The organism is Pseudomonas lundensis (genome assembly GCF_015377145.2).
Lineage (GTDB): Bacteria > Pseudomonadota > Gammaproteobacteria > Pseudomonadales > Pseudomonadaceae > Aquipseudomonas > Aquipseudomonas lundensis.
Genome location: NZ_CP062158.2, coordinates 4532559 through 4557994, shown reverse-complemented (window position 1 = coordinate 4557994; position 25436 = coordinate 4532559). Strand labels below are relative to the sequence as shown.

General features: G+C 61.0%; 20 protein-coding genes and 1 pseudogene. 20 read left to right on the top strand and 1 reads right to left on the bottom strand.

Translation table 11 applies throughout. The features are described from left to right. Nucleotides 1–76 precede the first annotated feature (76 nt). The 20 genes and pseudogenes from IF654_RS21235 to gspM all read left to right on the top strand — a co-directional run. Nucleotides 77–1315, top strand: a pseudogene (locus IF654_RS21235) (type IV pilus secretin PilQ); the annotation flags it as partial. 4 nt (nt 1316–1319) lie between these two features. Beyond that, entirely contained in the window at nt 1320–1838 is a 519-nt protein-coding gene (gene aroK / locus IF654_RS21230; protein ID WP_047273052.1) for a shikimate kinase AroK, read from the top strand. A gap of 150 nt (nt 1839–1988) precedes the next feature. Beyond that, entirely contained in the window at nt 1989–3089 is a 1101-nt protein-coding gene (aroB, locus tag IF654_RS21225; protein ID WP_047274921.1) for a 3-dehydroquinate synthase, read from the top strand. Nucleotides 3090–3099: 10 nt separating this feature from the next. Next, nucleotides 3100–4695, top strand: a complete 1596-nt coding sequence (locus tag IF654_RS21220; protein ID WP_047272996.1) for an AAA family ATPase — start codon at nt 3100–3102, stop codon at nt 4693–4695. Between the two features lie 333 nt (nt 4696–5028). Then, nucleotides 5029–9477 (top strand): glutamate synthase large subunit, encoded by a 4449-nt coding sequence (gene gltB / locus IF654_RS21215; RefSeq protein ID WP_194862086.1) that lies wholly within the window; start codon nt 5029–5031, stop codon nt 9475–9477. A 33-nt stretch (nt 9478–9510) separates the two neighbouring features. Beyond that, nucleotides 9511–10929 (top strand): FAD-dependent oxidoreductase, encoded by a 1419-nt coding sequence (locus IF654_RS21210; protein ID WP_047272998.1) that lies wholly within the window; start codon nt 9511–9513, stop codon nt 10927–10929. Between the two features lie 165 nt (nt 10930–11094). Further along, a complete protein-coding gene (gene hemE / locus IF654_RS21205; protein WP_047274927.1) occupies nt 11095–12162 on the top strand; it encodes a uroporphyrinogen decarboxylase in 1068 nt (355 codons plus the stop codon). 377 nt (nt 12163–12539) lie between these two features. After that, a complete protein-coding gene (gene gbpA, locus IF654_RS21200) occupies nt 12540–14036 on the top strand; it encodes an N-acetylglucosamine-binding protein GbpA (RefSeq protein ID WP_418889547.1) in 1497 nt (498 codons plus the stop codon). A 74-nt stretch (nt 14037–14110) separates the two neighbouring features. Next, the gene (locus tag IF654_RS21195) at nt 14111–14653 is read left to right on the top strand and encodes a cytochrome b (RefSeq protein ID WP_052892895.1); all 543 of its coding nucleotides are present in this window, start codon (nt 14111–14113) and stop codon (nt 14651–14653) included. A 57-nt stretch (nt 14654–14710) separates the two neighbouring features. Continuing rightward, entirely contained in the window at nt 14711–15244 is a 534-nt protein-coding gene (locus IF654_RS21190) for a type II secretion system protein N (RefSeq protein ID WP_194862087.1), read from the top strand. A 9-nt stretch (nt 15245–15253) separates the two neighbouring features. Beyond that, nucleotides 15254–17140 (top strand): type II secretion system secretin GspD, encoded by a 1887-nt coding sequence (gene gspD, locus IF654_RS21185; RefSeq protein ID WP_194862088.1) that lies wholly within the window; start codon nt 15254–15256, stop codon nt 17138–17140. Next, nucleotides 17137–18609 (top strand): type II secretion system ATPase GspE, encoded by a 1473-nt coding sequence (gene gspE / locus IF654_RS21180; RefSeq protein ID WP_047279889.1) that lies wholly within the window; start codon nt 17137–17139, stop codon nt 18607–18609. The genes gspD and gspE overlap by 4 nt, the downstream gene beginning before the upstream one ends. Before the next feature lie 2 nt (nt 18610–18611). Continuing rightward, nucleotides 18612–19823, top strand: a complete 1212-nt coding sequence (gene gspF, locus IF654_RS21175; protein WP_047279890.1) for a type II secretion system inner membrane protein GspF — start codon at nt 18612–18614, stop codon at nt 19821–19823. Between the two features lie 3 nt (nt 19824–19826). Further along, complete coding sequence (gene gspG, locus IF654_RS21170; protein WP_047273006.1) at nt 19827–20267, top strand: type II secretion system major pseudopilin GspG; 441 nt, start codon at nt 19827–19829, stop codon at nt 20265–20267. Nucleotides 20268–20270: 3 nt separating this feature from the next. Next, nucleotides 20271–20753 carry a type II secretion system minor pseudopilin GspH gene (gene gspH / locus IF654_RS21165; protein WP_047273007.1) on the top strand — a complete coding sequence of 161 codons (483 nt, stop codon included), beginning with the start codon at nt 20271–20273 and terminating at the stop codon, nt 20751–20753. Continuing rightward, nucleotides 20750–21121 carry a type II secretion system minor pseudopilin GspI gene (gspI, locus tag IF654_RS21160; protein ID WP_047279891.1) on the top strand — a complete coding sequence of 124 codons (372 nt, stop codon included), beginning with the start codon at nt 20750–20752 and terminating at the stop codon, nt 21119–21121. Before gspH ends, gspI begins: the two co-directional genes overlap by 4 nt. Further along, nucleotides 21111–21674 carry a type II secretion system protein GspJ gene (locus IF654_RS21155; RefSeq protein WP_094988263.1) on the top strand — a complete coding sequence of 188 codons (564 nt, stop codon included), beginning with the start codon at nt 21111–21113 and terminating at the stop codon, nt 21672–21674. Before gspI ends, IF654_RS21155 begins: the two co-directional genes overlap by 11 nt. Continuing rightward, complete coding sequence (locus IF654_RS21150; RefSeq protein ID WP_047274946.1) at nt 21671–22531, top strand: type II secretion system protein GspK; 861 nt, start codon at nt 21671–21673, stop codon at nt 22529–22531. Before IF654_RS21155 ends, IF654_RS21150 begins: the two co-directional genes overlap by 4 nt. Continuing rightward, entirely contained in the window at nt 22528–23634 is a 1107-nt protein-coding gene (gspL, locus tag IF654_RS21145; RefSeq protein WP_169835839.1) for a type II secretion system protein GspL, read from the top strand. The genes IF654_RS21150 and gspL overlap by 4 nt, the downstream gene beginning before the upstream one ends. Then, entirely contained in the window at nt 23631–24086 is a 456-nt protein-coding gene (gene gspM / locus IF654_RS21140) for a type II secretion system protein GspM (RefSeq protein ID WP_094988265.1), read from the top strand. Before gspL ends, gspM begins: the two co-directional genes overlap by 4 nt. Here the strand turns inward: gspM and IF654_RS21135 are convergent. Then, a complete protein-coding gene (locus IF654_RS21135) occupies nt 24073–25305 on the bottom strand; it encodes an MFS transporter (RefSeq protein WP_418889558.1) in 1233 nt (410 codons plus the stop codon). The genes gspM and IF654_RS21135 overlap by 14 nt on opposite strands. Nucleotides 25306–25436 lie beyond the last annotated feature (131 nt).

Genomic DNA, 25436 nt, shown 5'->3' with positions numbered 1-25436 from the left:
TGCGCCTTTGATACTTCCCGATGCGTCGACCTCCCGGGTCGAGCAGCCTGCGCCTGGCAATGCGCACACCTATGAAGGTGACGTGCTGTCGCTCAACTTCCAGGACATTGAAGTGCGCACCGTGCTGCAGATTCTGGCGGACTTCACCCGGTTCAACCTGGTGGTCAGCGATAGCGTGGAAGGCAATGTCACGCTCAACCTGCAAGATGTGCCCTGGGATCAGGCGCTGGACCTGGTGCTCAAGAGCAAAGGCCTCGATAAACGCTGGGAGGGCAACGTGCTGTTGATCGCACCTGCGGATGAAATCGCCGCTCAAGCGCGTCAAGCACTGGAGGCGCGCAATCTCTTGGCCGACCTTGCGCCCTTGCGCCGAGACGTGGTGCAGGTCAATCACGCCAAGGCTGCGGACATTGCCAAACTGTTTCAATCTGCCACGGGCAATGCGGCGGGTAGGGAAGACCAGGGTTCGATCACGGTGGATGAGCGCACTAACCACATCATCGCGTTCCAGACGGCCGAACGCCTCGGTGAGCTTCGACGCATTGTGGCGCAGCTCGATGTGCCCATGCGCCAGGTGATGATTGAAGCGCGCATCGTTGAGGCGGGCGTGGATTTCGAAAAGAAGCTGGGGGTGCGTTGGGGCGGTGAGCTTCGCAATCTTGGCAACTGGAAAGCGGGCGGGATCAGCGGGCCGGCAGCAGAAGGGGCGGCGCAGGTCAGCGCGCCTTTCGTGGATCTGGGGGTTGCCAATCACACGTCAGGATTGGGCATCGCCTTCATCACCAACAATGTGTTGCTCGACCTTGAACTGAGCGCGATGGAAAAAACGGGCAATGGTGAAATCATCTCGCAGCCCAAGGTGGTCACTTCCGACAAGGAGACCGCCAAAATTCTGAAGGGCACTGAAATTCCGTATCAGGAATCCACCTCCAGCGGCGCCACGTCCGTGTCGTTCAAAGAGGCTTCGCTGTCGCTGGAAGTGACCCCGCAGATTACCCCGGACAACAGCATTCTCATGCAGGTGGTGGTGACAAAGGACGAGCCGGACTACATGAACATGGTCAACAACGTGCCGCCCATCAAGAAAAATGAAGTCCGGGGCAAGGTGCTGGTCAAGGACGGAGAAACCATCGTGATTGGGGGCGTGTTCTCAAATACGCAAAGCAAGGTGGTAGATAAAGTGCCATTTTTGGGCGATCTGCCGTATGTTGGCCGACTTTTCCGTCGGGACCTGGTCCTCGAAAAAAAATCCGAGCTGCTGGTGTTCTTGACTCCGCGTATCATGAACGACCTGGCGATTGCTGCGAGTCATTGATTCTGTGCGAAATTTGATTCTTGTTGGGCCGATGGGCGCAGGTAAAAGCACCATTGGACGTTTGCTGGCCAAGGAGCTGCGGCTGCCGTTCAAAGATTCCGACAAGGAAATCGAACTGCGCACCGGCACGAATATCCCGTGGATCTTCGATAAAGAAGGCGAGGCGGGGTTTCGTGATCGTGAGACGGCCATGATCAAAGCGTTATGTAACGAAGATGGCATTGTGCTCGCCACCGGGGGCGGTGCCGTGATGCGCCCGGTCAATCGCGAGTACCTGCATGCAGGCGGGCGTGTGGTTTATCTGCATGCTTCCATTGAGCAGCAGGTTGCGCGCACCTCGCGCGATCGCAATCGCCCCCTGCTGCGCAATGCAAACCCCGAAAAAATCCTGCGCGATTTGCTGGCCATTCGTGATCCGCTTTACCGTGAAATCGCCGACGTCATCGTCGAAACCGATGAACGGCCGCCGCGGATGGTGGTTTTGGACATTCTTGAGCGTCTGGCCCAGCTTCCTCCCCGTTAAAGCTTGGTACAAAATGCGCTATCCTCGGCGCCGGCCTTGCCCGCACAGCGGTAGGGCCTAAAGCGACTGGGCTGCGCGCCCCACCGGCGTGGCCAACACTTGATAATTGCGAGACAGGGCGCCCGTCGTCCTTTTTCAATGCGGGGATTCATGCAGACACTGAAGGTTGATCTAGGCGAGCGCAGCTACCCGATTCACATTGGCGAGGGGTTGTTGGATCAGCCTGAATTGCTGGCCCCGCACATCGCCGGGCGCCAAGTGGCGATTGTGACCAACGAAACCGTGGCGCCTCTCTACCTAGAACGTCTGACCCGCAGCCTGGCGGCGTATTCGGTGCTGCCGATCATCCTTCCCGACGGCGAATCCTTCAAAAACTGGGAAACCCTGCAACTGATTTTCAATGGTTTGCTTACGGCGCGCCATGATCGCCGTACCACGGTGATTGCACTGGGCGGCGGCGTGATCGGCGACATGGCCGGCTTTGCCGCATCGTGTTACCAGCGCGGGGTGGACTTCATCCAGGTGCCGACAACGCTGCTGTCACAAGTGGATTCATCGGTGGGTGGCAAAACCGGCATCAACCACCCGTTGGGCAAGAACATGGTGGGCGCGTTTTACCAGCCCAATCTGGTGCTCATCGACACCACCAGCCTGAACACCTTGCCAGCCCGCGAGCTGTCGGCAGGGCTGGCGGAAGTGATCAAGTACGGCCTGATTTGCGACGAGCCTTTCCTGACCTGGCTGGAAGAACACGTTGACGCCTTGCGCGCGCTGGATCAGACCGCGCTGACCACGGCCATTGAGCGTTCCTGCGCGGCCAAGGCCGCCGTGGTGGGCGCCGATGAGCGTGAATCGGGCGTGCGCGCCACGCTCAACCTGGGCCACACCTTTGGCCATGCCATCGAAACCCATATGGGCTACGGGGTGTGGTTGCACGGCGAAGCGGTGGCGGCGGGCACAGTGATGGCGCTGGAGATGTCAGCGCGACTGGGTTGGATCACCGAGGCCGAACGTGACCGCGGTATTCGCCTGTTCCAGCGTGCGGGTCTGCCGGTGGTGCCGCCTGTCGAGATGACGCCTGCCGATTTCATGGAACACATGGCAATTGATAAAAAAGTGATCGACGGCCGCTTGCGCCTGGTGCTGTTGCGCCGCATGGGCGAAGCCACAGTGACCGACGATTATCCACAAGAGGTTCTACAGGCCACGCTGGGTGCGGATTACCGCGCGCTGGCTCAGCTCAAAGGTTAATAAGATCCCGATGACTAGTTTGCATGCCGACGAGGCGTTTCTCGGTCACTTTCAACTCAACCACGACCCCTTTGCTCCACGGGTGCCGGGGTTCAAGTTCTTCCCGGCCCAGCGCAAACCGGTGCTGGGGCAGTTGCACCACCTAGCCCGTTACAGCCAGTTGTTGCTGGTGGTGACCGGGCCTGAAGGCAGCGGCAAGACGTTGTTGCGTCAGGCGCTGGTCGCCAGCACCAACAAACAGTCGGTGCAAAGTGTTGTGGTTTCGGCGCGTGGCGCCGGTGATGCAGCCGGTGTGCTGCGTCAGATTGCGCAAACCCTGAACGTCGCCCATGCCGACATCGGGTCGATCCTGGCGCAAGTGGTACAGCTGGCCCTGACCGGCCAGGAAGTCTATCTGCTGATCGATGACGCCGAGCAGCTTGACGACTCGGCCCTCGAAGCCCTGCTGGCGCTGGCGGCCGGGACGCCGGAAGGCCGTCCGCATGTGTTCCTGTTTGGCGAGCCTTCAATGATCGCCGGGCTTGAGCAGCTCAGCGCGGACGAAGAGCGCTTCCACGTCATCGAATTGCAGCCCTACAGCGAAGAAGAGACCCGCGAATACCTGGCACAGCGTCTTGAAGGTGCCGGGGCCGGAATCGAACTCTTGAGCGCGCAACAGATCTCAGATATTCACGAGAGCTCCGACGGCTGGCCTGGGAACATCAACCAGGTTGCCCGCGATGCAATGATCGAAGCCATGATTGCCAGCCGCACTGCGGTCAAGCGTCCAAGTATGGGGTTCAACATGCCGAAAAAACACGTATTGGCCATTGGTGCCGTAGTGGTAGTGGCCGTCGCCGCTGCCATTCTGATTCCGGGCCGCGGCAAAACGCCGACCACCCCTAATGCTGAACAGGCACAGTTGCCGCTGGGGCAAGCCGCACCCAATGGCGGTGCCAACCCGTCGGTGGATTTCGCCGGTTCCTCACAACCCATGCCGCTGCCCCTGGTGGGTCAGTCGCAGCCGGTCATGCGCGGCCCGCTGGCCGAAGCGGCCGGGGGTATTTCTGAAGGTGATGACGGTGGCGTGCCAGCGGTTGACGGGGGTGCCGATGTGCCTCCTACCGTGACCACCACAGCACCGCCTGTGGGCGTGCCTGCGGGGGCTGAGCCAGTCCCGGCACCTGCTCCGGCGCCACGTCCGGTGCAGCAAGCACCAGTGGCGGCAGCCAAGCCTGTGCCAACGCCTGCACCGGCGGCCAAGCCTGCGCCCGCGCCTGCGGTCAAACCGGCTGCCAAACCGGCCGAGAAACCTGTCACCCTGGCCAAGGCCGCGCCGGGCAGCAGCTGGTACACCAGCCAGCCTGCGGGCAACTACGTGGTGCAGATCGTGGGCACCAGCTCTGAAGCCTCGGCGCAAAATGTCGTGAAGGAAGTGGGCGGCGAGTCCCGCTACTTCAAAAAAATGCTTAACGGCAAACCGTTGTATGTCGTGACCTACGGCAATTTCCCAAGCCACGCCGCGGCCACCGCCGCCATCAAGAACTTGCCAGCGAAGATTCAGGCTGGTAAACCTTGGCCTCGCACTGTCGCCAGCGTCCAACAAGAACTGGCAGCAGCTCGCTGATGCTCCGGCGACCTTACCCAGGTCGCCGCGCTTCACACCTAAACATGCCTGCTTGAGCATGCGGCTTTTAAGCCGTGTGCCTTGTGGTGTCTGCGCCTTGTGGCAGTCAACATCAAAAATGTTTTGACTAGCACAAGTAATCTCTTTAAACCTTTCACAAATGCGACACGAATTTACGGTTAAAGGCCGCTTAATTTGTGGGTGTTTCTGGCGGTGTGTAGAATGACCACCCTTTTGCCCCTGCCAAGCTGGCGTACGTTCAGCGCGGGAAGCAAGTGGTTGAATTAAAAAGAAATTTGCCCCTTTTTGGGGCAGCCTGGTGAGAAAGTGTCTATGAAAGCAGGTCTGTACCACCCCGACGAATTCAAGGATAACTGTGGTTTCGGCCTGATTGCCCACATGCAGGGCGAACCCAGTCATACCCTTCTACAAACAGCCATTGAGGCACTGACCTGCATGACCCACCGCGGTGGGATCAACGCAGACGGCAAGACCGGCGACGGTTGTGGCCTGCTGATTCAAAAGCCCGATGTGTTCTTGCGTGCAATCGCCCAGCAACACTTCGGCAGCCAATTACCCAAGCAATATGCGGTCGGCATGGTGTTTTTCAACCAGGACCCGATCAAGGCCGAAGCGGCCCGCAATAACATGAACCGCGAAATCCTCGCGGCGGGCCTGCAACTGGTGGGCTGGCGCAAGGTGCCGATTGACACCCGTGTACTGGGTCGTCTGGCGCTGGAGCGTTTGCCGCAGATCGAGCAAGTGTTCATTGCCGGTGAAGGCCTGAGCGATCAGGACATGGCGATCAAACTGTTCAGCGCACGTCGTCGTTCGTCAGTGGCCAACGCCGCCGACACCGACCACTACATCTGCAGCTTTTCCCACAAGACCATCATTTACAAAGGCCTGATGATGCCGGCGGACCTCACCGCCTTCTATCCGGACCTCAGCGACGAGCGCCTGCAAACCGCGATCTGCGTGTTCCACCAGCGTTTTTCCACCAACACCTTGCCGAAATGGCCGCTGGCCCAGCCATTCCGCTTCCTCGCCCACAACGGCGAGATCAACACCATCACCGGCAACCGCAACTGGGCACTGGCCCGTCGCACCAAGTTCGCCAACGACCTGATCGGCGATCTGGACGAACTCGGCCCGCTGGTTAACCGCGTGGGTTCCGACTCCTCAAGCATGGACAACATGTTGGAGTTGATGGTCACCGGCGGCATCGACCTGTTCCGTGGCGTGCGCATGCTGATTCCACCGGCCTGGCAAAACGTTGAAACCATGGACCCCGACCTGCGGGCGTTTTATGAGTACAACTCCATGCACATGGAGCCGTGGGACGGCCCGGCAGGCGTCGTCATGACAGATGGCCGCTATGCCGTTTGCCTGCTCGACCGCAACGGCCTGCGCCCGGCGCGCTGGGTCACGACCACCAACGGCTACATCACCATCGCCTCGGAAATCGGCGTGTGGAACTACCAGCCCGAAGACGTGATTGCCAAAGGCCGCGTAGGGCCGGGCCAGATTCTGGCGGTCGACACCGAAACCGGTCAGGTGCTGGACACCGACGCCATCGACAACCGCCTGAAGTCGCGCCATCCGTATAAGCAATGGCTGCGCAAGAATGCGCTGCGCATTCAGGCCACCATCGATGACCACGACCACGGTTCGGCGTTTTACGACGTCGATCAGCTCAAGCAGTACATGAAGATGTATCAGGTCACGTTCGAAGAGCGCGATCAGGTACTGCGCCCACTGGGCGAGCAGGGCTACGAAGCGGTCGGCTCCATGGGCGATGACACGCCCATGGCCGTGCTGTCCCAGCGCGTGCGCACGCCGTACGACTACTTCCGCCAGCAATTTGCGCAGGTGACTAACCCGCCGATTGACCCGCTGCGTGAAGCCATCGTCATGTCGCTGGAAATCTGCCTGGGTGCAGAGCGCAATATTTTCCAGGAATCCCCTGAACACGCTTCGCGCGTGATCCTCAGCTCGCCGGTCATCTCGCCTGCCAAATGGCGTTCGTTGATGAACCTCAACCTGCCGGGCTTCGAGCGTCAGATCATCGACCTCAACTACGACGAGCGCCTGGGGCTCGAAGCGGCCGTGCGTAACATCGCGGATCAGGCCGAAGAAGCGGCCCGTGCGGGCCGTACACAAATTGTGCTCAGCGACCGGCATATCGCGCCCGGCAAGTTGCCGGTTCACGCTTCGCTGGCGGTCGGCGCCGTTCACCACCGCCTGACCGAAAAAGGTTTGCGGTGTGACAGCAACATCCTGGTCGAAACCGCGACTGCCCGTGACCCGCACCACTTCGCAGTGCTGATCGGCTTTGGTGCGTCGGCGGTGTACCCGTTTTTGGCCTACGAAGTGCTGGGCGACCTGATCCGCACAGGCGAAGTGCTGGGCGACCTTTACGAGGTGTTCAAGAACTACCGCAAAGGCATCACCAAAGGCCTGCTCAAAATCCTGTCGAAGATGGGCATTTCGACCATCGCGTCGTACCGCGGTGCGCAGCTGTTCGAAGCCATCGGCCTGTCCGAAGAAATCTGCGACCTGAGCTTCCGTGGCGTGCCGAGCCGCCTCAAGGGCGCGCGGTTTGTCGACCTTGAAGCCGAGCAAAAACTGCTGGCGGCCGAAGCCTGGAGTGCGCGCAAGCCGATCCAGCAAGGCGGCCTGCTCAAATACGTGCATGGCGGCGAATACCACGCCTACAACCCGGACGTGGTCGCCACCCTGCAAGCCGCCGTGCAACAGGGCGACTACAACAAATTCAAGGAATACACGTCACTGGTCGACAAGCGCCCGGTGTCGATGATCCGTGACCTGTTGCAGGTCAAAACCCTCGACACGCCGCTGGCCATCGAAGAGATCGAACCGCTGGAGTCAATCCTCAAGCGGTTCGACTCGGCCGGTATCTCGCTTGGCGCGTTGTCGCCCGAAGCGCACGAAGCGCTGGCCGAAGCCATGAACCGGTTGGGCGCACGCTCCAACTCCGGTGAGGGCGGCGAAGACCCGGCGCGTTACGGCACGATCAAAAGCTCGAAAATCAAACAAGTGGCCACCGGCCGTTTTGGCGTGACCCCGGAATACCTGGTCAACGCTGAAGTGCTGCAAATCAAGGTGGCCCAGGGCGCCAAGCCGGGTGAGGGCGGGCAACTTCCGGGTGGCAAGGTCAATGGCCTGATCGCCAAGCTGCGCTATGCCGTACCGGGCGTGACCCTGATTTCGCCGCCGCCGCACCATGACATCTACTCGATTGAAGACTTGTCGCAGCTGATTTTCGACCTCAAGCAAGTCAACCCGAAGGCCCTGGTCTCGGTGAAGCTGGTGGCCGAAGCCGGCGTCGGCACCATCGCCGCTGGCGTGGCCAAGGCCTATGCCGACCTGATCACCATTTCCGGTTATGACGGCGGCACCGGCGCTTCGCCGCTCACCTCCATCAAATACGCGGGCGCTCCGTGGGAACTGGGGTTGGCTGAAACCCACCAAACCCTGCGAGGCAACGACCTGCGCGGCAAGGTGCGGGTGCAGACCGACGGCGGGCTGAAAACCGGCCTCGACGTGATCAAGGCCGCGATCCTTGGGGCGGAAAGCTTCGGCTTCGGCACCGCGCCGATGATCGCCCTGGGCTGCAAATACCTGCGGATCTGCCACTTGAACAACTGCGCCACCGGTGTGGCAACGCAGAACGAATCACTGCGTAAAAATCACTACATCGGCACCGTCGACATGGTGGTCAACTTCTTCACCTACGTGGCCGAAGAAACCCGCGAGTGGCTGGCCAAGCTCGGTGTACGCAGCCTTGAACAGCTGATCGGACGCACCGATTTGCTGGAGATCCTGCCGGGCGAAACCGCCAAGCAGCATCACCTCGACATGACCCCGTTGCTGGGCAGCGACAACGTGCCTGCCGACAAGCCGCAGTTCTGCGAAGTGGAGCGCAACCCGCCATTCGACAAAGGCCTGCTGGCCGAAAAAATGCTCGACATGGCGCGCCCGGCGATCAACGACCTGAGCGGTGCCGAGTTCGACCTCGACATCTGCAACTGCGACCGTTCGATCGGCGCGCGGATCTCCGGTGAAATCGCCCGCACCCACGGCAATCAGGGCATGGCCAAGGCCCCGATCACGTTCCGCTTCAAAGGCACGGCGGGTCAGAGCTTTGGGGTGTGGAACGCCGGAGGTTTGAACCTCTACCTGCAAGGCGATGCCAATGACTACGTCGGCAAAGGCATGACCGGCGGCAAGCTGGTGATCGTGCCGCCGACCGGTAGCGTCTACAAAACCCAGGACAGCGCGATTATCGGTAACACCTGCCTGTACGGCGCCACAGGCGGCAAGTTGTTTGCCGCGGGTACGGCGGGTGAGCGTTTTGCGGTGCGTAACTCGGGTGCCCACACCGTTGTGGAAGGCACGGGCGACCACTGCTGTGAATACATGACAGGCGGGTTTGTCTGCGTACTGGGCAAAACCGGTTACAACTTCGGTTCGGGCATGACTGGCGGTTTCGCCTACGTGCTGGATCAGGACAACACCTTCGTTGACCGGGTGAACCACGAACTGGTTGAAATCCAGCGCATCAGTGGCGAAGCGATGGAAGCCTACCGCAACCACCTGCAACACGTGCTGGACGAATACGTCGAGGAAACCAACAGCGAGTGGGGCCGTAACCTCTCGGAAAACCTCGATGATTACCTGCGTCGTTTCTGGATGGTCAAGCCCAAGGCTGCCAGCTTGAAATCGTTGCTTTCCAGCATCCGTGCCAACCCGCAGTGATATGCGCCTGAAGAGTGTGATGAGGTTTTAACCATGGCTGAACGTCTGAGTAACGACTTCCAGTTCATCGATGTCGGGCGCAAAGATCCGAAGAAGAAACTGTTACGTCAACGCAAAAAAGAGTTCGTGGAAATCTACGAACCGTTCAAACCCCAGCAGTCGGCCGAGCAGGCCCACCGCTGCCTGGGTTGCGGCAACCCGTACTGTGAATGGAAATGCCCTGTGCATAACTTCATTCCCAACTGGCTCAAGCTGGTGGCCGAGGGCAACATCCTGGCCGCCGCCGAGCTGTCGCACCAGACCAACACCCTGCCCGAAGTGTGCGGCCGGGTGTGCCCGCAAGACCGCCTGTGCGAGGGTGCCTGCACCCTCAATGACGGCTTTGGCGCTGTCACCATCGGTTCGGTCGAGAAGTACATCACCGACACCGCCTTTGCCATGGGCTGGCGCCCGGACATGTCCAAGGTCGTGCCGACCGGCAAGCGCGTCGCCATCATTGGTGCCGGGCCTGCGGGCCTGGGGTGTGCCGACGTGCTGGTGCGTGGCGGCGTGACCCCGGTGGTGTTCGACAAAAACCCGGAAATCGGCGGTCTGCTGACCTTCGGTATTCCGGAGTTCAAGCTGGAAAAAACCGTGCTCAGCCACCGTCGCGAAGTCTTCACCGGCATGGGCATCGAGTTCCGCCTCAACACTGAAATCGGCAAAGACATCAGCATGCAACAGCTGCTGGACGAGTACGACGCGGTCTTCATGGGCATGGGCACCTACACCTACATGAAAGGCGGCTTTGCCGGTGAAGACTTGCCGGGCGTACACGACGCGCTGGACTTTCTGATTGCCAACGTCAACCGCAACCTGGGCTTTGAAAAGTCGCCGGACGATTTCGTCGACATGAAAGGCAAAAGGATTGTAGTGCTGGGGGGTGGCGACACCGCGATGGACTGCAACCGCACCTCCATCCGCCAGGGTGCCAAGTCCGTGACCTGTGCGTACCGTCGTGACGAAGCCAACATGCCGGGTTCGCGCAAAGAGGTGAAAAACGCCAAGGAAGAAGGCGTGAAATTCCTCTACAACCGTCAGCCGATTGCCATTGTGGGTGAAGGTCGGGTTGAAGGCGTGAAAGTGGTCGAGACCCGTCTGGGCGAGCCGGATGCCCGTGGTCGTCGCAGCCCCGAGCCGATCCCCGGTTCTGAAGAGATCATCCCGGCGGATGCGGTGATCATCGCGTTCGGGTTCCGCCCGAGCCCGGCGCAGTGGTTTGAACAGTTCGACATCCGGACCGACAGCCAGGGCCGCGTCATTGCGCCCGAGCAGTCATCGTTCAAACACCAGACCAGCCACCCGAAGATCTTCGCCGGTGGTGACATGGTGCGTGGTTCAGACCTGGTCGTCACCGCCATCTTTGAAGGCCGTACGGCGGCGGAAGGGATTCTGGATTACTTGGGCGTCTGACCCGGCCCTCACCCTAATTCTCTCCCCGTAGGAGAGGGCTGGGGTGAGGGAAAAACTGCCCCCCCTCCGCGGCAAATCGCCCCGATAGATAAAAGGCACGGCTCTTGCCGTGCCTTTTGTGTCCGTCTCTGAGAAAATGCCCGCACTTTTTTTCCGGATGCTGACATGACTGATCTCAAGAATGACCGTTTCCTTCGCGCTTTGCTCAAGCAACCCGTTGACGTAACGCCTGTGTGGATGATGCGTCAGGCCGGTCGCTACTTGCCGGAATACCGCGCCAGCCGCGCCAAGGCCGGTGATTTCATGAGCCTGTGCAAGAACGCCGAGTTCGCGTGCGAAGTCACCATGCAGCCTCTGGACCGCTTCCCGCAGCTCGATGCCGCGATCCTGTTTTCCGACATCCTGACCATCCCTGATGCCATGGGGCAGGGTCTGTATTTTGAAACCGGCGAAGGCCCGCGCTTCAAAAAGGTGGTCAGCACCCTGGCCGACATCGAAGCCCTGCCGATCCCGGACCCGCAAAAAGACCTCGGTTATGTGATGAACGCGGTCAGCACCATCCGCAAGGAACTCAACGGCCGCGTGCCGCTGATCGGTTTCTCCGGCAGCCCGTGGACGCTGGCCACGTACATGGTCGAAGGCGGTTCGTCCAAAGACTTCCGCAAAACCAAAGCCATGCTCTACGACACCCCGCAGGCCATGCACTTGCTGCTCGACAAGCTGGCGCAGTCGGTGACGTCGTACCTCAACGGCCAGATCCTCGCGGGCGCGCAAGCAGTGCAGATCTTCGACACGTGGGGCGGCAACCTGTCCTCGGCGGCCTATCAGGAGTTCTCCCTGGCCTACATGCGCAAAATCGTCAGCGGCCTGATCCGCGAGCACGAAGGCCGTAAAGTGCCCGTCATCCTCTTCACCAAAAACGGCGGCCTGTGGCTCGAAAGCATTGCCGATGCAGGCGCGGATGCATTGGGTCTGGACTGGACCTGCGACCTGGGCGAAGCCCGCCGTCGCGTCGGCAACAAAGTCGCCTTGCAGGGCAACATGGACCCGACCGTGCTGTACGCCAACCCGGAAGCGATCCGTACTGAGGTCAAGCGCATTCTGGCCAGCTACGGCAACGGTTCGGGGCACGTGTTCAACCTGGGCCATGGCATCACCCCAGAAGTGAAACCCGAACACGCTGGCGCCTTCATCAGCGCAGTGCACGAGTTTTCGGCGCAATACCACGTTTAAGTATTTCGCATTACACCCAATGCCCGGCTAATGCCGGGCATTTTTGTATGTACGGCGCGCCCGTGCAGACGTGTTTTAAAACACGCCATAACAACCGTTCATTAACTCAATGCGCGGAGCTGAAACTTACAAGTCATAAGAAATTCCCTACCTTAAGCGACGTATTACCTTACAGACTAATCAATGTAAGACGGTAAAATCTCCCACCTCCCGGGGGTGTCGACTGAATTTAAACTGCTATGAAGAAAAGTATTGAAGGAATTTTCTTTGTGTTTTGTAGTTTTTATTTAGGAAGTTAATTGTTCATGTTGTTGAGTTACTGATGAGCGTGCGTTTGATTAATGCGCGAAATGCATCACGTCTGAATAAAAAATAATATGAGGTTACATATGAAGTCTTCACGTTCAAGGTCGTTAACTTTAACGGGCTGTGTATCGTCGTTAACGCTGATGGCCGCGATGTTTGCATCGCAACAGGTTGCGGCCCATGGCTACATGGACAGCCCGCCTTCGCGCGCTTATGCCTGTCAGCAAAAATTGAATGCCGACTGCGGCCCTGCTGAATATGAACCTCAAACCGTCGGTGAAGCACCCAAAGGCTTCCCGGCATTGGGCCCGGCTGACGGCAAGATCGCCAGTGGCGAAAACGCCCTGTTTGCAGCCATGGATGCCCAGTCCCCGGACCGTTGGCATTTGACCGAAATCAACGACCGCAACACGTCGTTCAGCTGGTTTTTCACCGCCGCTCACAAAACGACCAAGTGGGAATACTTCATTACCAAAACGGGCTGGAACCCTAACCTGCCATTGGCCCGTGACGCTTTTGAGCTGACACCCTTCTGTACCGTTGAAGGCGGCGGCGCGGTGCCCATTGACGGGGCGGCTGGCGGCAATGGCCCGCTCAAGCAAAAACACGCGTGCACCATTCCCGGCGATCGCAGCGGCCACCACGTCATTCTGGGCACCTGGACCATCGATGACACCGGCGCCACGTTCTATGACGTTGTTGACGTGAATATCACGGCAGAGTCCGAGTACGAGCCCGACCCGGATGGTTGGAAGCGTGTGAGTGCCCTTGCCCCCACCCAAGCGCTGATGCCGGGTGATTCGGTCAAGGCCCGCGCCTTTACCGGAAGTGCCGAGAGCGCCGAGTACAGCTTCTCGGTAGGCATCGACTCGGTTGAAGAAGGCAAGCCGCAAAACTGGTCGCTCAAACTGGCTCAGGCGGTCAATGCCGCTGACAAATCGGTGCGTGCAGGCGTTCGCAATGCCGAAGGCAACATCGAGCCGATCAAGGGCACCAACATCTTTTACGTCAAGCCGCAAACAGGCGTGACCAGCTACCAGATGCAGACCATCATGGTCCCGGACCCGGATGCGTACATGCATGTGCATGACGTCAAGCCGCAATACGTACTGGAAAAAGGCCGCGGCAATGTCGGCTTCACCGTGATGACCAACAAGGAAATCAACGTCGATGCCACCGTTTACGATGCCAATAACAAGTCTGTCGGCACCGTCAAACAGACCCTGAATGCATCCACCGAACAACTCGTTGTTCCGGTGATCAGCGCGCCGGGCGAGCATACCTTGAAGCTGATCGCCAGCAGCCAGGACGGTCGTGAAAACTTCCAGGAAGCCAAGTCGTTGAACCTGACCGGCGATGCTGCCGAGCATGACTTCGATTTCGTGTTCCCTGAAGGTGTGAAGCAATACAAGGCGGGCACCAAGGTGCTTCAGCCGAAAAACGACAAGGTATACGAGTGCAAGCCGTTCCCGTTCTCGGGCTGGTGCTCTCAGTACGCGCCGACTGCCAACGGTTTCGAGCCGGGTGTGGGTTCGAACTGGGCGGATGCCTGGACTGAGCTGAACTAAAGCAAATAGAGGCCAAGGCGCGTGACTCACGCGGCTTGGCCTTCTTGCCGATGTTTGCGCTTAATAAAAAGTGGATGTCTTTTAAAGTATTCGGGATTGACGCTGTGAATCACTCGACGTATTCCGGGTTGCAGAAAGGGTTACATGCTATTTCGATGATGATCATTGTGTGGTTGATGGCCTCCGGTTATTACGCTGCACTTATTACGCGCATCCCCGAAGTCAAAGGTGCGGTGAGTGCCTTTAATGTTGCGTTGGCCACGTTGTTTGCACCTGTCTTTGTGTTTCGAATGTGTGTGTCGTTCGGTAAAGGCTATGCCGACGTATTGAGATCAAGCGATGTCATGCGTTATGCCGCATTTGTTGTTCACAACTTGATTTATATAACGACGCTGATCGTGATTGTGTCGGGATTTCTGATGATGAATCGCGACATCGATGTGTTCGGCCTCTTTTACATCCCTGCCGTGATAACCGACCCACGATTGCATCGATGGTTTTCTGACTCTCATACCTTGGCCTGTTATGGGTTGGCGCTGTTGCTGTTCATGCACGTAGCCGCAGTGATCAAGCATCACCTCACGGGCAGGCCGGTACTCAAGGGCATGTTTTTCTAGGCCTTTGCACAAGGCACCGATCAATAGCAGGGCACACAGCAGGCGGACGGTCAGGATTTGAGTATTTCAGCAATTTTAGCGACGCGGTCTTCACGGCTGATCCTGACGCTATGCCTGATTGCGCTGCCGGTAGGCGTGGCGCTCTGGCATGCCTGGCAAGAGTGGGCGTATCGCACCGCATTGCCCGGCCTGACCGCGTTGACCCCCCTTGAGGCTGCCCCCCCTTCGAAGCCCGTGGTGTTCAACCCCAATGGCATCGCGACGGTCCTGGGGTTTGCCCCGCAGGGCGCAGCCGTGCGCAGTGCCGAGGCGCTGACGTTACGCGCCAGTCTGGTTTCCAGCCAGGGCCAGTCCCGCGCGCTGCTGGCCGGTGCCCGCGAGGCACGTTTTTACAGCGTGGGCGATCGCCTGCCGGGCGGCAGTGTTTTACGCCGTATTGAAGTGTCCCGCGTGGTGCTTTGGCGTAATGGCCGGGAAGAAAGCCTGGTCCTCGAATCCGCCGGGCAGTACCTGCTGCCGGTTACACAGGCTGATGCCCCCAAAGCGCAGCCTGCTTCCACTTATTTGCGGCCCGTTGCCGAACAACCTTAGGGACTCACCATGAACAGGCCACACAGGTTCGGCATCGGCCGCTTACTGCTGCGTAGCACGCTGTGCAGCGCGCTGTTTTTTGCAAGCCCGGTGCTTGCTCAAGCGCCGTCGTGGCAACTGGCAATGAAAGACGCCGAGTTGCGCGATGTGGTGCAGCACATGTCCAGCGTGCTGGGCGCCACGGTGGTGCTCGACCCGCGTGTTCAGGGGCGCATTACGGTGATCTCCGATCAGCCGCTTGATCGCGAAGGCGTGCGCAACTTGTTCTACTCGGTACTGGAAGCCCAAGGGTTTGCGGTGGTCGATCAGGGTGAACGTTTATTGATTATTCCGGCGGCAGACGCCAAAACCCGGGCCAGCACAGCCGGCACTCGCCCAGCGCTGGATGAAGAATTCGTCACTGAAATCATCGAGCTGAACACCAGCGTCGCCGCCGACTTGTCCGGGTTGTTGCGCCCCCTTGTGTCAAACAATGGCTATGTCGGGCCTTCGACTTCAGCCAATGCGCTGGTCGTCACCGATACAGCGGCCAACACCCAACGGATTGTCCAATTGGCGCGCCAGCTCGATGCCGGCGGGCAGTTCGGGCATTCGGTCATCGAATTGCGCCATGGCCTGGCCAGCGACATCGCCGCGGTCATCGAGAAAACGATCGACAAAAAGAACGCCGGTGGCGGGCAGGTCATCGCTGACAGCAGTTCCAATCGTCTGGTGGTGATCGGCACGGAATCAGTGCGCATGCGCTTGAACACCTTGGCGCACTCACTGGATAAACCCGCCACCATCAAGCAAGAAAATGCGCGGGTGATTCGTCTGCGCCACAGCGATGCCAAACAGCTGGCCGAGGTGCTGGCCGCTGTCGGGCAGGGCGTGCAGGACAGTGCACCCTTGGGCGGCGCGACGGCTGCTGTGAGCAAGCGCGAAGCGATGGTGGCGGCCGACATCAGCCAGAACGCGTTGGTCATCATGGCGGACCCGGCGCAGGTGCGGTCCCTGGAAACCATCGTCAAACAGCTCGATCAGCCGCGCTCGCAGGTCTTGATCCATGCGGCCATCGTTGAAATTTCGGGCGACATTAACCAAACCCTGGGCGTGCAATGGGGGATGAACACAGGCGGCGGGCAGGGCGCGATCACCTTCCCGGGGACCAATATTCAAATCGGCCAACTCTCGGATAGCAAAACCCAATTACCCGAAGGGGCGGTCTTGCAGATCGGCAGTGATCGCTTCAATGCGTTGATTTCGGCCCTGGCCAGCGATGTTAACAACAACGTGTTGTCCACCCCGAGCCTGCTGACCCTGGACAATCAGGAAGCCGAAATCCTGGTCGGGCAAAACGTCCCTTTCAAGACCAGCAGCTACGTACCGCCCAGCGAAGGGTCACAAACCCCCGTCACCAACTTCACCCGTCAAGACATCGGCATCAGCCTCAAGATCAAACCGCACATCAATGACGGCTCCTCTTTGCGCCTGGAAGTCGAGCAGGAAAGCTCCGAGCTTGCCCCCTCGCTCGAAGGCTCCAGTGACCTGATCACCAACAAGCGCAAACTCAAGAGCACCATCCTGGCCGAAGACGGTGAAATCATCGTGATCGGCGGCCTGATTAAAGACAGCGTGCGCACTCAGGTCAGCGGCGTTCCGCTTTTGCGCAGCATCCCGTACCTGGGGGCGCTGTTTCGCTGGAATAAAGACACCCAGACCAAAACCAACTTGATGGTCTTCCTGCGCCCGACCATCGTGCGCAGCAAAGAAGACATCCACGCCATGAGCCAAAAGAGCTATGACGCGTTGCGCGCCCTCAGTCAGCCTGAGGCCAAAGACAACAACTCGTTGCTGCTGCCCCGCGACCCGCAGCAGATGTTTGACGGCAACCTGTCGACGCCGGCGCAGCCATGACCCAATCCAGTGCGCGTTTGCCTTTCAGTTTTGCACGGCGTTTTGGCGTCGTGCTGGACGCGTCTTGCACCCCGGCCACGCTGTTGATGCGCAGTGACACTCCGTTAAGCGTATTGGCCGAAGTGCGGCGCAAGGTGGCCACCGCGCTGGTGCTCAAGCGGGTGCCGGATGCCGACTTCAATACCGCGTTGGCCAGCACCTACAGCGCGGGGCAGAGCGCCGCCGAGCAGGTGGCGCAGGGGCTGGACAGCGAACTGGACCTCATGAGCGCGGCCGAACAGGTGCCGCAGACCGCCGACTTGCTGGAGCAAGAAGGGGACGCGCCGATCATCCGCCTGATCAACGCGTTGCTGCGCGAAGCCATGCGTGAAAAAGCGTCCGACGTTCACCTCGAAACCTTCGAACATTACCTGTCGGTGCGCATGCGCATCGATGGCCAGTTGCGTGAGGTGCTCAGGCCAAAACGTGAGCTGGCCAATCTGCTGGTCTCGCGCATCAAGGTCATGGCCCGGTTGGACATCGCTGAAAAGCGCGTGCCACAAGATGGCCGCATCAGCTTGCGCCTGGCCGGTCATGAGGTGGATGTGCGTGTCTCGACCCTGCCATCGTCCCACGGCGAACGGGTGGTGATGCGATTGCTCGATAAACAGGCCGGTCGGCTGGACCTCGAACGCCTGGGCATGCCCGCCGACACGCTGGCCTGTTTTGAGCAGGTGCTGGCGCGACCCCACGGGATCTTTCTGGTGACCGGGCCAACCGGCTCCGGCAAAACCACCAGCCTGTATGCCGCGCTGAGTCATCTCAATCACACCTCGCGCAACATCCTGACCGTTGAAGACCCGGTGGAGTATCACGTGCCGGGCATTGGCCAGACGCCGGTCAACACCAAGGTCGACATGACCTTTGCCCGTGGCTTGCGGGCGATTTTGCGCCAGGACCCGGATGTGGTCATGGTCGGGGAAATCCGAGACCGGGAAACCGCCGAAATTGCCGTGCAGGCCTCGCTGACCGGGCACCTCGTGCTGTCCACCCTGCACACCAACAGCGCCATTGGCGCCGTCACCCGATTGATCGACATGGGCGTCGATGCGTTTTTGCTGGCCTCATCGCTGGTCGGGGTCTTGGCCCAGCGTCTGCTGCGCACCTTGTGCCCCGACTGCAAGGTGCCGTACACCGCCGACCCGGCGGTGTGTACACGGCTCGGGCTTGATCCGCAGGCGGCCGTGACCCTCTATCGCGCACAGGGCTGTGACCAGTGCCAGCAGGGGTATCGGGGGCGTATCGGGATTTACGAGTTAGTGCGTGTGACCCCGACGCTGGCGGGCCTGATTCATCAAGGCGCCAGCGAGGCGCAGTTAACCCGCGAAGCGCGCGGGGGCTCGTCGAGCTTGTTTCAGGATGGCCAACGGCGGGTGCTCGAAGGCCGCACCAGCCTGGATGAACTGCTGCGCGTGACGCAGGAAGACTGACCATGCCCACGTTCGACTATCGCGCGCAGGACGCCAATGGCCGCACCTGCCGGGGCCAGCAGCACGCTGACAGCGCACGGCATGCGCGGCAACGCTTGCGCGAGCGCGGCTTGCGCCCCCTTCAGGTGAGCGAAGCCAGCGTCGGCCGCACGGCGGGGCGTTTCGGGCAGCCCGGCACACGCTTGGGCGTGCCCGATCTGGCCTTGTTGACCCGCCAATTGTCGACGTTGGTGCATGCCGGCCTTCCCCTTGAAGAAGCGTTACTGGCCGTGGCCGCGCAAACCGACAAGCGCAAGGTCGGCAGCTTGCTGGCGGCGGTGCGCAGCCGTGTCATGGAAGGCCATTCGCTGGCCACCGCGCTGTCGGCGTTCCCCCGTGCGTTCCCCGCGTTGTTCTGCGCCACCGTCGCGGCGGGCGAACGCAGCGGTCATCTGGGGCACGTGCTTGAGCAATTGGCTGACTACACCGAAGCCCGTCATGCCGCGCGCCAAAAGATCCAGCTGGCGCTGGTGTACCCGATGATCTTGTTGTTTGCGTCGTTGGCCATCGTCGGGTTTTTGCTGGGGTATGTCGTCCCGGATGTGGTGAAAATTTTCGTCAACAGCGGCCAGGCCCTGCCGGTGCTTACCCAGGCCATGATTGCCCTGAGCACCGGGCTGCGCCGCTACGGCGGGCTCTTGCTGATCGTCCTGATCGCCGGGGTGGGCGCTGCCCGCTGGGCCTTGCGCCAGCCCCGGCTGACCTTGCGCTGGCACGGGTTGCTGCTCGACGCGCCGGTGGTGGGCGGCGTACTGCGGGCCATGGAAGCGGCGCGTTTTGCCAGCACCCTGTCGATCCTGGGCAAAAGTGCCGTGCCGCTGGTGGATGCGCTGGAAATCTCGGCCACGGTCATCGCCAACCTGGCGATCCGCCAACGCCTGCACGAGGTCGCCCGGTCGGTGCGTGAAGGCGGGACCCTGGCCCGAGGCCTGGAACGCAGCGGCGATATCCCGCCCATGATGCTGCACCTGATTGCCAGCGGCGAACGCGCCGGTGAGCTGGACAACATGCTGGCCCGGGCCGCCGAGCAACAGGAAAAAACCCTCGCCGCCCGCATCGCCCTGGTGGTGAGCCTGTTCGAACCCATCATGCTGGTGCTCATGGGCGGCGTCGTTTTATTGATCGTGATGGCCATCCTCCTGCCCATTCTTAGCCTCAATCAACTGGTGAACTGACTGATGAACACGTGCTCGAAATCGACCCAACGCGGCTTCACCCTGATCGAAATCATGGTGGTCGTGGTCATCATCGGCGTGCTCGGCGCCATTGTGGTGCCGCAATTCATGAGCCGCCCGGATCAGGCCAAAGTCACGGCGGCACGCACGGACATTCAGGCCATTTCCACGGCGCTGGAAATGTACCGCCTGGACACCTTCAACTACCCCTCCACCCAGCAAGGTCTCGACGCGTTGAGCAAACGCCCGTCCGGTACGCCGGTGGCGAAAAACTGGAACCCTCAGGGTTACTTGAAAAGCCTGCCGCTCGACCCTTGGGGCACGCCCTATCAGTACGCCAACCCCGGCACCCATTCGGCCGGTTACGACCTGTTTTCCTTCGGCGCCGATGGCGTGGCCGGGGGGGAGGGCTATGCAGCCGACATCGGTAACTGGAGCGAGTGAGCCATGCGGCGCGCGGTGGCAGGGTTTACCTTGATCGAAATGATGGTGGTCATTGTGCTGATCGGCGTGATGGCGTCGATGGTGCGCATCAGTCAGGGCGACAACCACGCGCGGCTGGCGCGTCAGGAGGCTGACGTGCTGCTGAACCTGATGCACGGCCTGCGTGAAAAAGCCGTGCTCGAAGGGCTCGAATTCGGCTTGCGGCTGGAGCCGACGGCCTACCAACTGATGGGCTTCACGCAGGACCAATGGCAGCCCTTGCAACCTGCCGTGCCACTGCCCGACGGGTTGCAACTGGCCTTGACCCTCGAAGGCCAGTCTCACCCGCTCCACGACAGCGCCCACCGGCCACAGTTGATATGGCTGAGCAGCGACGAAAACACCGCCTTTGATCTGCACCTTGAGAGCCCGCCGGTGCGCTGGCGCAGCATCGTCAGCGACGGTCTGAACGACGCGCGCATCGACGACAACGGCTCGTTGCCATGAACGCTGAAAAAGGCTTCACCTTGCTGGAGATCATGGTCGCGCTGGCCGTCTTCGCCACCCTGTCGGCCGCGGTCATGTCGGCCAGCAGCTATGTGCTGGGGCAAAGCGCACGGGTCGAGTCGCGCTTGTTCGCCGCCTGGTTGGCCGACAACCACCTGAGCGACTTGCAACTGCGCCCGCAGCCGCTGGCAGAAGGGCAAACGGTCCTTAACCTCACGTTTGCGCAGCGGGACTGGCGCGTGCAGCAACGCCTCGCACGCGAGCCCGGCACAGGGCTGTGGCGGGTTGAGCTGGAGGTCAGCCCGGCGGGCAGCACACAGGTCATGCAGTCGCGGGTGCATTGGCTGGCAGTCCACCATGCGCCCTAACACCCAGGCCGGTTTCACCTTGCTCGAACTGGTCATCGCCATGGCCATTTTTACCCTGCTGGGGATTGGTTGCTGGCGCCTGTTTGACGGGGTGGTGCGTGCCGAGCGCGCCAGCAGTGCCCATGAACAGGCGCTGCGCAGCCTGCAACGGGCGGTGGCGTTGATCGAGCGCGATGCCTTGCACGTGCACACTTCGGCCAAGTCGCCCGGCCTGACGCTCTATCCCGACCGGCTCAACCTGCGCCGGGGTAACTGGCGCAATCCGCTGGGCCAACCGCGCAGCGAACTGCAAGACGTCAGCTACCGGCTGGAGCAGGGCGTGCTGTGGCGTTACAGCCAGGGCGTGGGCGTGGCCGGAGTGCAAAAACAGCAACTGTTGAGCGATGTGCGCGCCGTGCGCTGGCGCCTGTTTGATGCCAAGACCGGCTGGCTCAACGCGTGGCCCACCCGCAAGGCTTACGGAAAAAAGACCCCGCAAGCCCTTGAGCTCCAGATATCGGTGGGCCGTTTTGAGCAGGTGCGCCGCGTGATGTTGCTGCCGGAGGGCGAGTGAAGCGCCGCGCCCAGCAAGGCGTGGCCTTGATCACCGTGTTGCTGGTGATGAGCCTGGCCTTGCTGATGACAGCCGGTATGCTGCGCAGCCAGCGGCTGTCGTTGCACAGCAACGCCCAACAAATCCATCAATTGCAGTTGCGCCAGCTGGGTTTCGCCGGCGAAGCCTGGGGCCGCGAGCGCTTGCGCACGCTGTTGCCCGACCCCGCGTCACCGGTGGCGGCCGGGCAAGCCTGGGCCGAGGGCGAACCGGGCTTGAGCCTCGAAGGCGGCCGGGTGGAGGTTGACATCGAAGACCTCAGCGGGCGTTTCAACGTCACCGCGCTGCTGACCAAAGGCCCGCCCGACGACGCCGTCGCCCAGCGCTGGCTACGCCTGCAAAAACAGCTCAAGGTCCCGGCGATCGAGGCCACCGCATTTCAGGGTTTGAGCTTGAGTGACATCAGCCAGTTGCGGCAGGTGCCGGGGGTCGATGCCCAATGGTGGGCGCGCATGCAACCTTGGGTCGCCCTGCTGGACAAAGGCGCGCGGCTCAACATCAACACCGCCTCCGTCACGCTGCTGTCCTCGTTGGCGGGGATCACCCCCGATCTGGCCCGTCGCCTGGTGGCCGAGCGGCCTGCTCAAGGCTATGCCAGCGTCGAAGCGTTTACCTTTCTCCCGGCGCTGAGGGGGCTTGGCATTCCGGCCAATGGCCTGGGCATCGACAGCCACCGGTTTCGGATCACCACCCACGTGCGCCTGGGTCAAAGTCGCTTGCGTCTGGAAAGTGACGTCGCGCGCCACTCCACCACCGGCCAATGGCGTCTTTTGCAGCGACGCTTTCTCGCGCCCCTACACAGCGAACCCCACGAATGAACAGCTGGCTCTACCTCCCCGCCGAAGACTTTGCCCGCAGCGACGACATCGACTTCACACGTGCCTGCGTTCACTTCTGGCAGGACGACACCGGCGTGTGCCGTGGCGGGCTGCACGACGCCGCCACGGCGTTCCGGCACCACCCCGTGCAGGTGATCGTGCCCATGGAAATGTGCAGCTGGTTGCTGACCGAGCCCTGGCCCAACAAGCGACGGCCCGGCCTTCAGGCGCTGGCCTTCGCCGTTGAAGAACAACTGGCTGACGATCTCGACGCGCTGCATATCGCCGTCGGCCCGATGGACGCGCAGCGCCGCTACCCCTTATGGGTGACGCACAAACAGCGCTTCAGCCGCGTGCTCGACCAGTTGCAGGCGCTGGGCTTGGACATCGCCAGCGTGCGGGTGGATGCCGACCTGCTGCCCCGCGAACAGGCCTGCGCCGCGCGCTGTCACGGGCGCTGGCTCGTCGGCGGCGCGCAGGACCTCAGGCTGGCGCTCTCGGATCAAGACTACGACACCGTGAAAGCCGGGCTACCCGCCGACCTCATCGAATTACCGGGCGAGCGCCTCAACACGCTGTTGAGTGCGTCCGGCGGCGAGGCGATCAACTTGTTGCAAGGGCCCTTTCGTCCGGCGGCCAAAGCCCTGCCGTGGCGCAGCGTCTGCTGTTGCGTGGGGCTGACGTTGGCCATTGCGCTGGGCTTCACCCATGCGCGCAGCAGCTACCTCGAAACCCAGGCCGCCCGCCTGTACGCCCTGAGTGAAGAACGCTTCAACATCCTCTATCCGGGCCAAACCAGCCGTCTGGATTTGGCGACGCAGCTCAGAGGGTTACAGCAACGGGGCGCCGCGCCCGCCGACGGCCACATGGTGCGTCTGGCCCATTTGGTCGAACAGGTGATCGGCGCCAGCAGCGTCGATGTCCAGCGCCTTGAGTGGCGTGAACATGGCGGCTGGGCCTTGACCATCACGGCGTCCAGCTTCGCTGAGCTTGAGCGGTTGCGTGAGCGGGGCGAGCAAAGTGCGCTGCCGATCAACGTGGGCAATGCCCGTCAGCACGGCAACCGGGTACACGCCTTACTCACACTGGAGGATATTTTATGAAGGCTCGTCTGCGTGCGGGGGGGCAAGCGTGGCAGCAACTGCCGCGCCGCGACCGCCAACTGTGTGTGGCGCTGGCGGTGTTTCTGGCGGGCGTGTTGGCCGTGTACGGGCTGTGGCAACCGGCGCAGCAGCGCCTGCAAACGGCGCAGGCGCTCTATTACAAAAACCTCGCCCTGGCCGGTGAAATACAGCGCACGCGGCCCGTCCAACCGATGAAAGTGCCCGATCAACCGCTGGCCACCCGCCTCAGTGAAAGCGCCGTGGCCGCCGGGTTGAACGTCGAGCAATTTGAGATGGATACCGACGTGCTGCGCGTCACCGTCAGTGCCGAGGCCGGCGCGTTACTGACCTGGCTGGCGCGCATCGAGCATGAAGGCGCCGAGTTTCAGAGCCTGCACCTGGAAAAACGCGACCGCCTGCTTGAAGTCCGGCTCATCATCAAGCGTGTTTGATATTGCCCGGCAGGGCGGGCAAACGCGCCAGGTGCAGCGCCACCAACAGGGCAACCACCAACAGCGCGCCAATGAACAGGCCGATGCCGTTCCAACCCGCCACGTGCCAGAACACACCGCCCAGCGTCCCGGCAACACTCGACCCGGCGTAATAACTGAACAGGTACAGCGACGACGCTTGCCCCTTGGCCTTGGTGGCGCGGCGGCCGATCCAACTGCTGGCCACCGAATGCGCGCCGAAAAAGCCAAACGTGAACAGCAACATGCCGATCACCACCCACGCGATGGGCTCCAGCAGGGTCAGGGCGATCCCGGCGAGCATCAACACAATCACAGCCCACAGCACTTTACGACGCCCCAGTTTGTCAGCCAGCGCGCCAATCTGTGCCGAGCTGTAAATGCCTGACAAATACACGATGGACAGCAAGCCCACCACGGCCTGATTCATGTTGTACGGATCGGCCAGCAAGCGATAACCGATGTAGTTGAACAGCGTCACAAAGCTGCCCATCAGCAGAAAGGCTTCGAGAAACAGCCACGGCAAACCGGCATCGCGAAAGTGCATGGTGAAGCCGTCCAGCAGGCTGCGCGGGTTCATCGCCCGCGGCCGGAAATTGCGCGATTCGGGGAGGATTTTCACGAACACCAGCGCGGCCGCCATGGCCAGCCCGCCGATCACCAGCATCGCCGTGTGCCAGCTCACAAAATCGATCAGCACGCCGCTGATCAAACGCCCGCTCATGCCGCCAATGGCGTTGCCGCCGATGTACAAACCCATGGCCAGCCCGATGTGCTGCGGGTGAATTTCTTCGCTCAGGTACGTCATCGCCACGGCCGCCAGCCCGCTGAGCGACAACCCCACCAAGGCCCGTGTGATGAGCACGCCTTCCCACGTGGGCATCAGCGCACTCAATACGGTAAAGATCGACGCCGAAAACAGCGCAAACACCATCACCGGTTTACGCCCGAAGGCGTCAGAAATCGGCCCGGTAATCAGCAGACCAATGGCCAGCATCGCCGTGGCCACCGACAGGATCAGGCTGCTTTGCGCCGCGTTGATCCCGTATTCATGGGACAGCACCGGCATCATCGGCTGCACGCAATACAGCAACGCAAACGTCGCGAACCCACCCGAGAACAGCGCCAGTACCGTGCGCATAAACATCGGGGTGCCTTTTTCGATAAACACATCATTGAGTTCAGCGACACCATCATCCAGCGCAGACGGCCGGACTTCGTGGGCGAGCGGGGCGACAGCAGTTTTCACGGGGGACCTCAAAAAGCGCGTAAAGCCGAGCGGCAATGGCAAAAGAATATAGGCGGCTAACGATTCTTTCCAATATATTGTTC

What these genes read in the sequence shown, in the direction of transcription:
- gspI (WP_047279891.1), top strand. Translation starts at nt 20,750, where the DNA reads ATGAACGCTGAAAAAGGCTTCACCTTGCTGGAGATCATGGTCGCGCTG.
- gspH (WP_047273007.1), top strand. Translation starts at nt 20,271, where the DNA reads ATGCGGCGCGCGGTGGCAGGGTTTACCTTGATCGAAATGATGGTGGTC.
- gspE (WP_047279889.1), top strand. Translation starts at nt 17,137, where the DNA reads ATGACCCAATCCAGTGCGCGTTTGCCTTTCAGTTTTGCACGGCGTTTT.
- gspM (WP_094988265.1), top strand. Translation starts at nt 23,631, where the DNA reads ATGAAGGCTCGTCTGCGTGCGGGGGGGCAAGCGTGGCAGCAACTGCCG.
- gltB (WP_194862086.1), top strand. Translation starts at nt 5,029, where the DNA reads ATGAAAGCAGGTCTGTACCACCCCGACGAATTCAAGGATAACTGTGGT.
- gspG (WP_047273006.1), top strand. Translation starts at nt 19,827, where the DNA reads ATGAACACGTGCTCGAAATCGACCCAACGCGGCTTCACCCTGATCGAA.
- hemE (WP_047274927.1), top strand. Translation starts at nt 11,095, where the DNA reads ATGACTGATCTCAAGAATGACCGTTTCCTTCGCGCTTTGCTCAAGCAA.
- gspF (WP_047279890.1), top strand. Translation starts at nt 18,612, where the DNA reads ATGCCCACGTTCGACTATCGCGCGCAGGACGCCAATGGCCGCACCTGC.
- gspL (WP_169835839.1), top strand. Translation starts at nt 22,528, where the DNA reads ATGAACAGCTGGCTCTACCTCCCCGCCGAAGACTTTGCCCGCAGCGAC.
- IF654_RS21210 (WP_047272998.1), top strand. Translation starts at nt 9,511, where the DNA reads ATGGCTGAACGTCTGAGTAACGACTTCCAGTTCATCGATGTCGGGCGC.
- IF654_RS21155 (WP_094988263.1), top strand. Translation starts at nt 21,111, where the DNA reads ATGCGCCCTAACACCCAGGCCGGTTTCACCTTGCTCGAACTGGTCATC.
- gspD (WP_194862088.1), top strand. Translation starts at nt 15,254, where the DNA reads ATGAACAGGCCACACAGGTTCGGCATCGGCCGCTTACTGCTGCGTAGC.
- gbpA (WP_418889547.1), top strand. Translation starts at nt 12,540, where the DNA reads ATGAGGTTACATATGAAGTCTTCACGTTCAAGGTCGTTAACTTTAACG.
- aroB (WP_047274921.1), top strand. Translation starts at nt 1,989, where the DNA reads ATGCAGACACTGAAGGTTGATCTAGGCGAGCGCAGCTACCCGATTCAC.
- IF654_RS21220 (WP_047272996.1), top strand. Translation starts at nt 3,100, where the DNA reads ATGACTAGTTTGCATGCCGACGAGGCGTTTCTCGGTCACTTTCAACTC.
- IF654_RS21195 (WP_052892895.1), top strand. Translation starts at nt 14,111, where the DNA reads ATGTCTTTTAAAGTATTCGGGATTGACGCTGTGAATCACTCGACGTAT.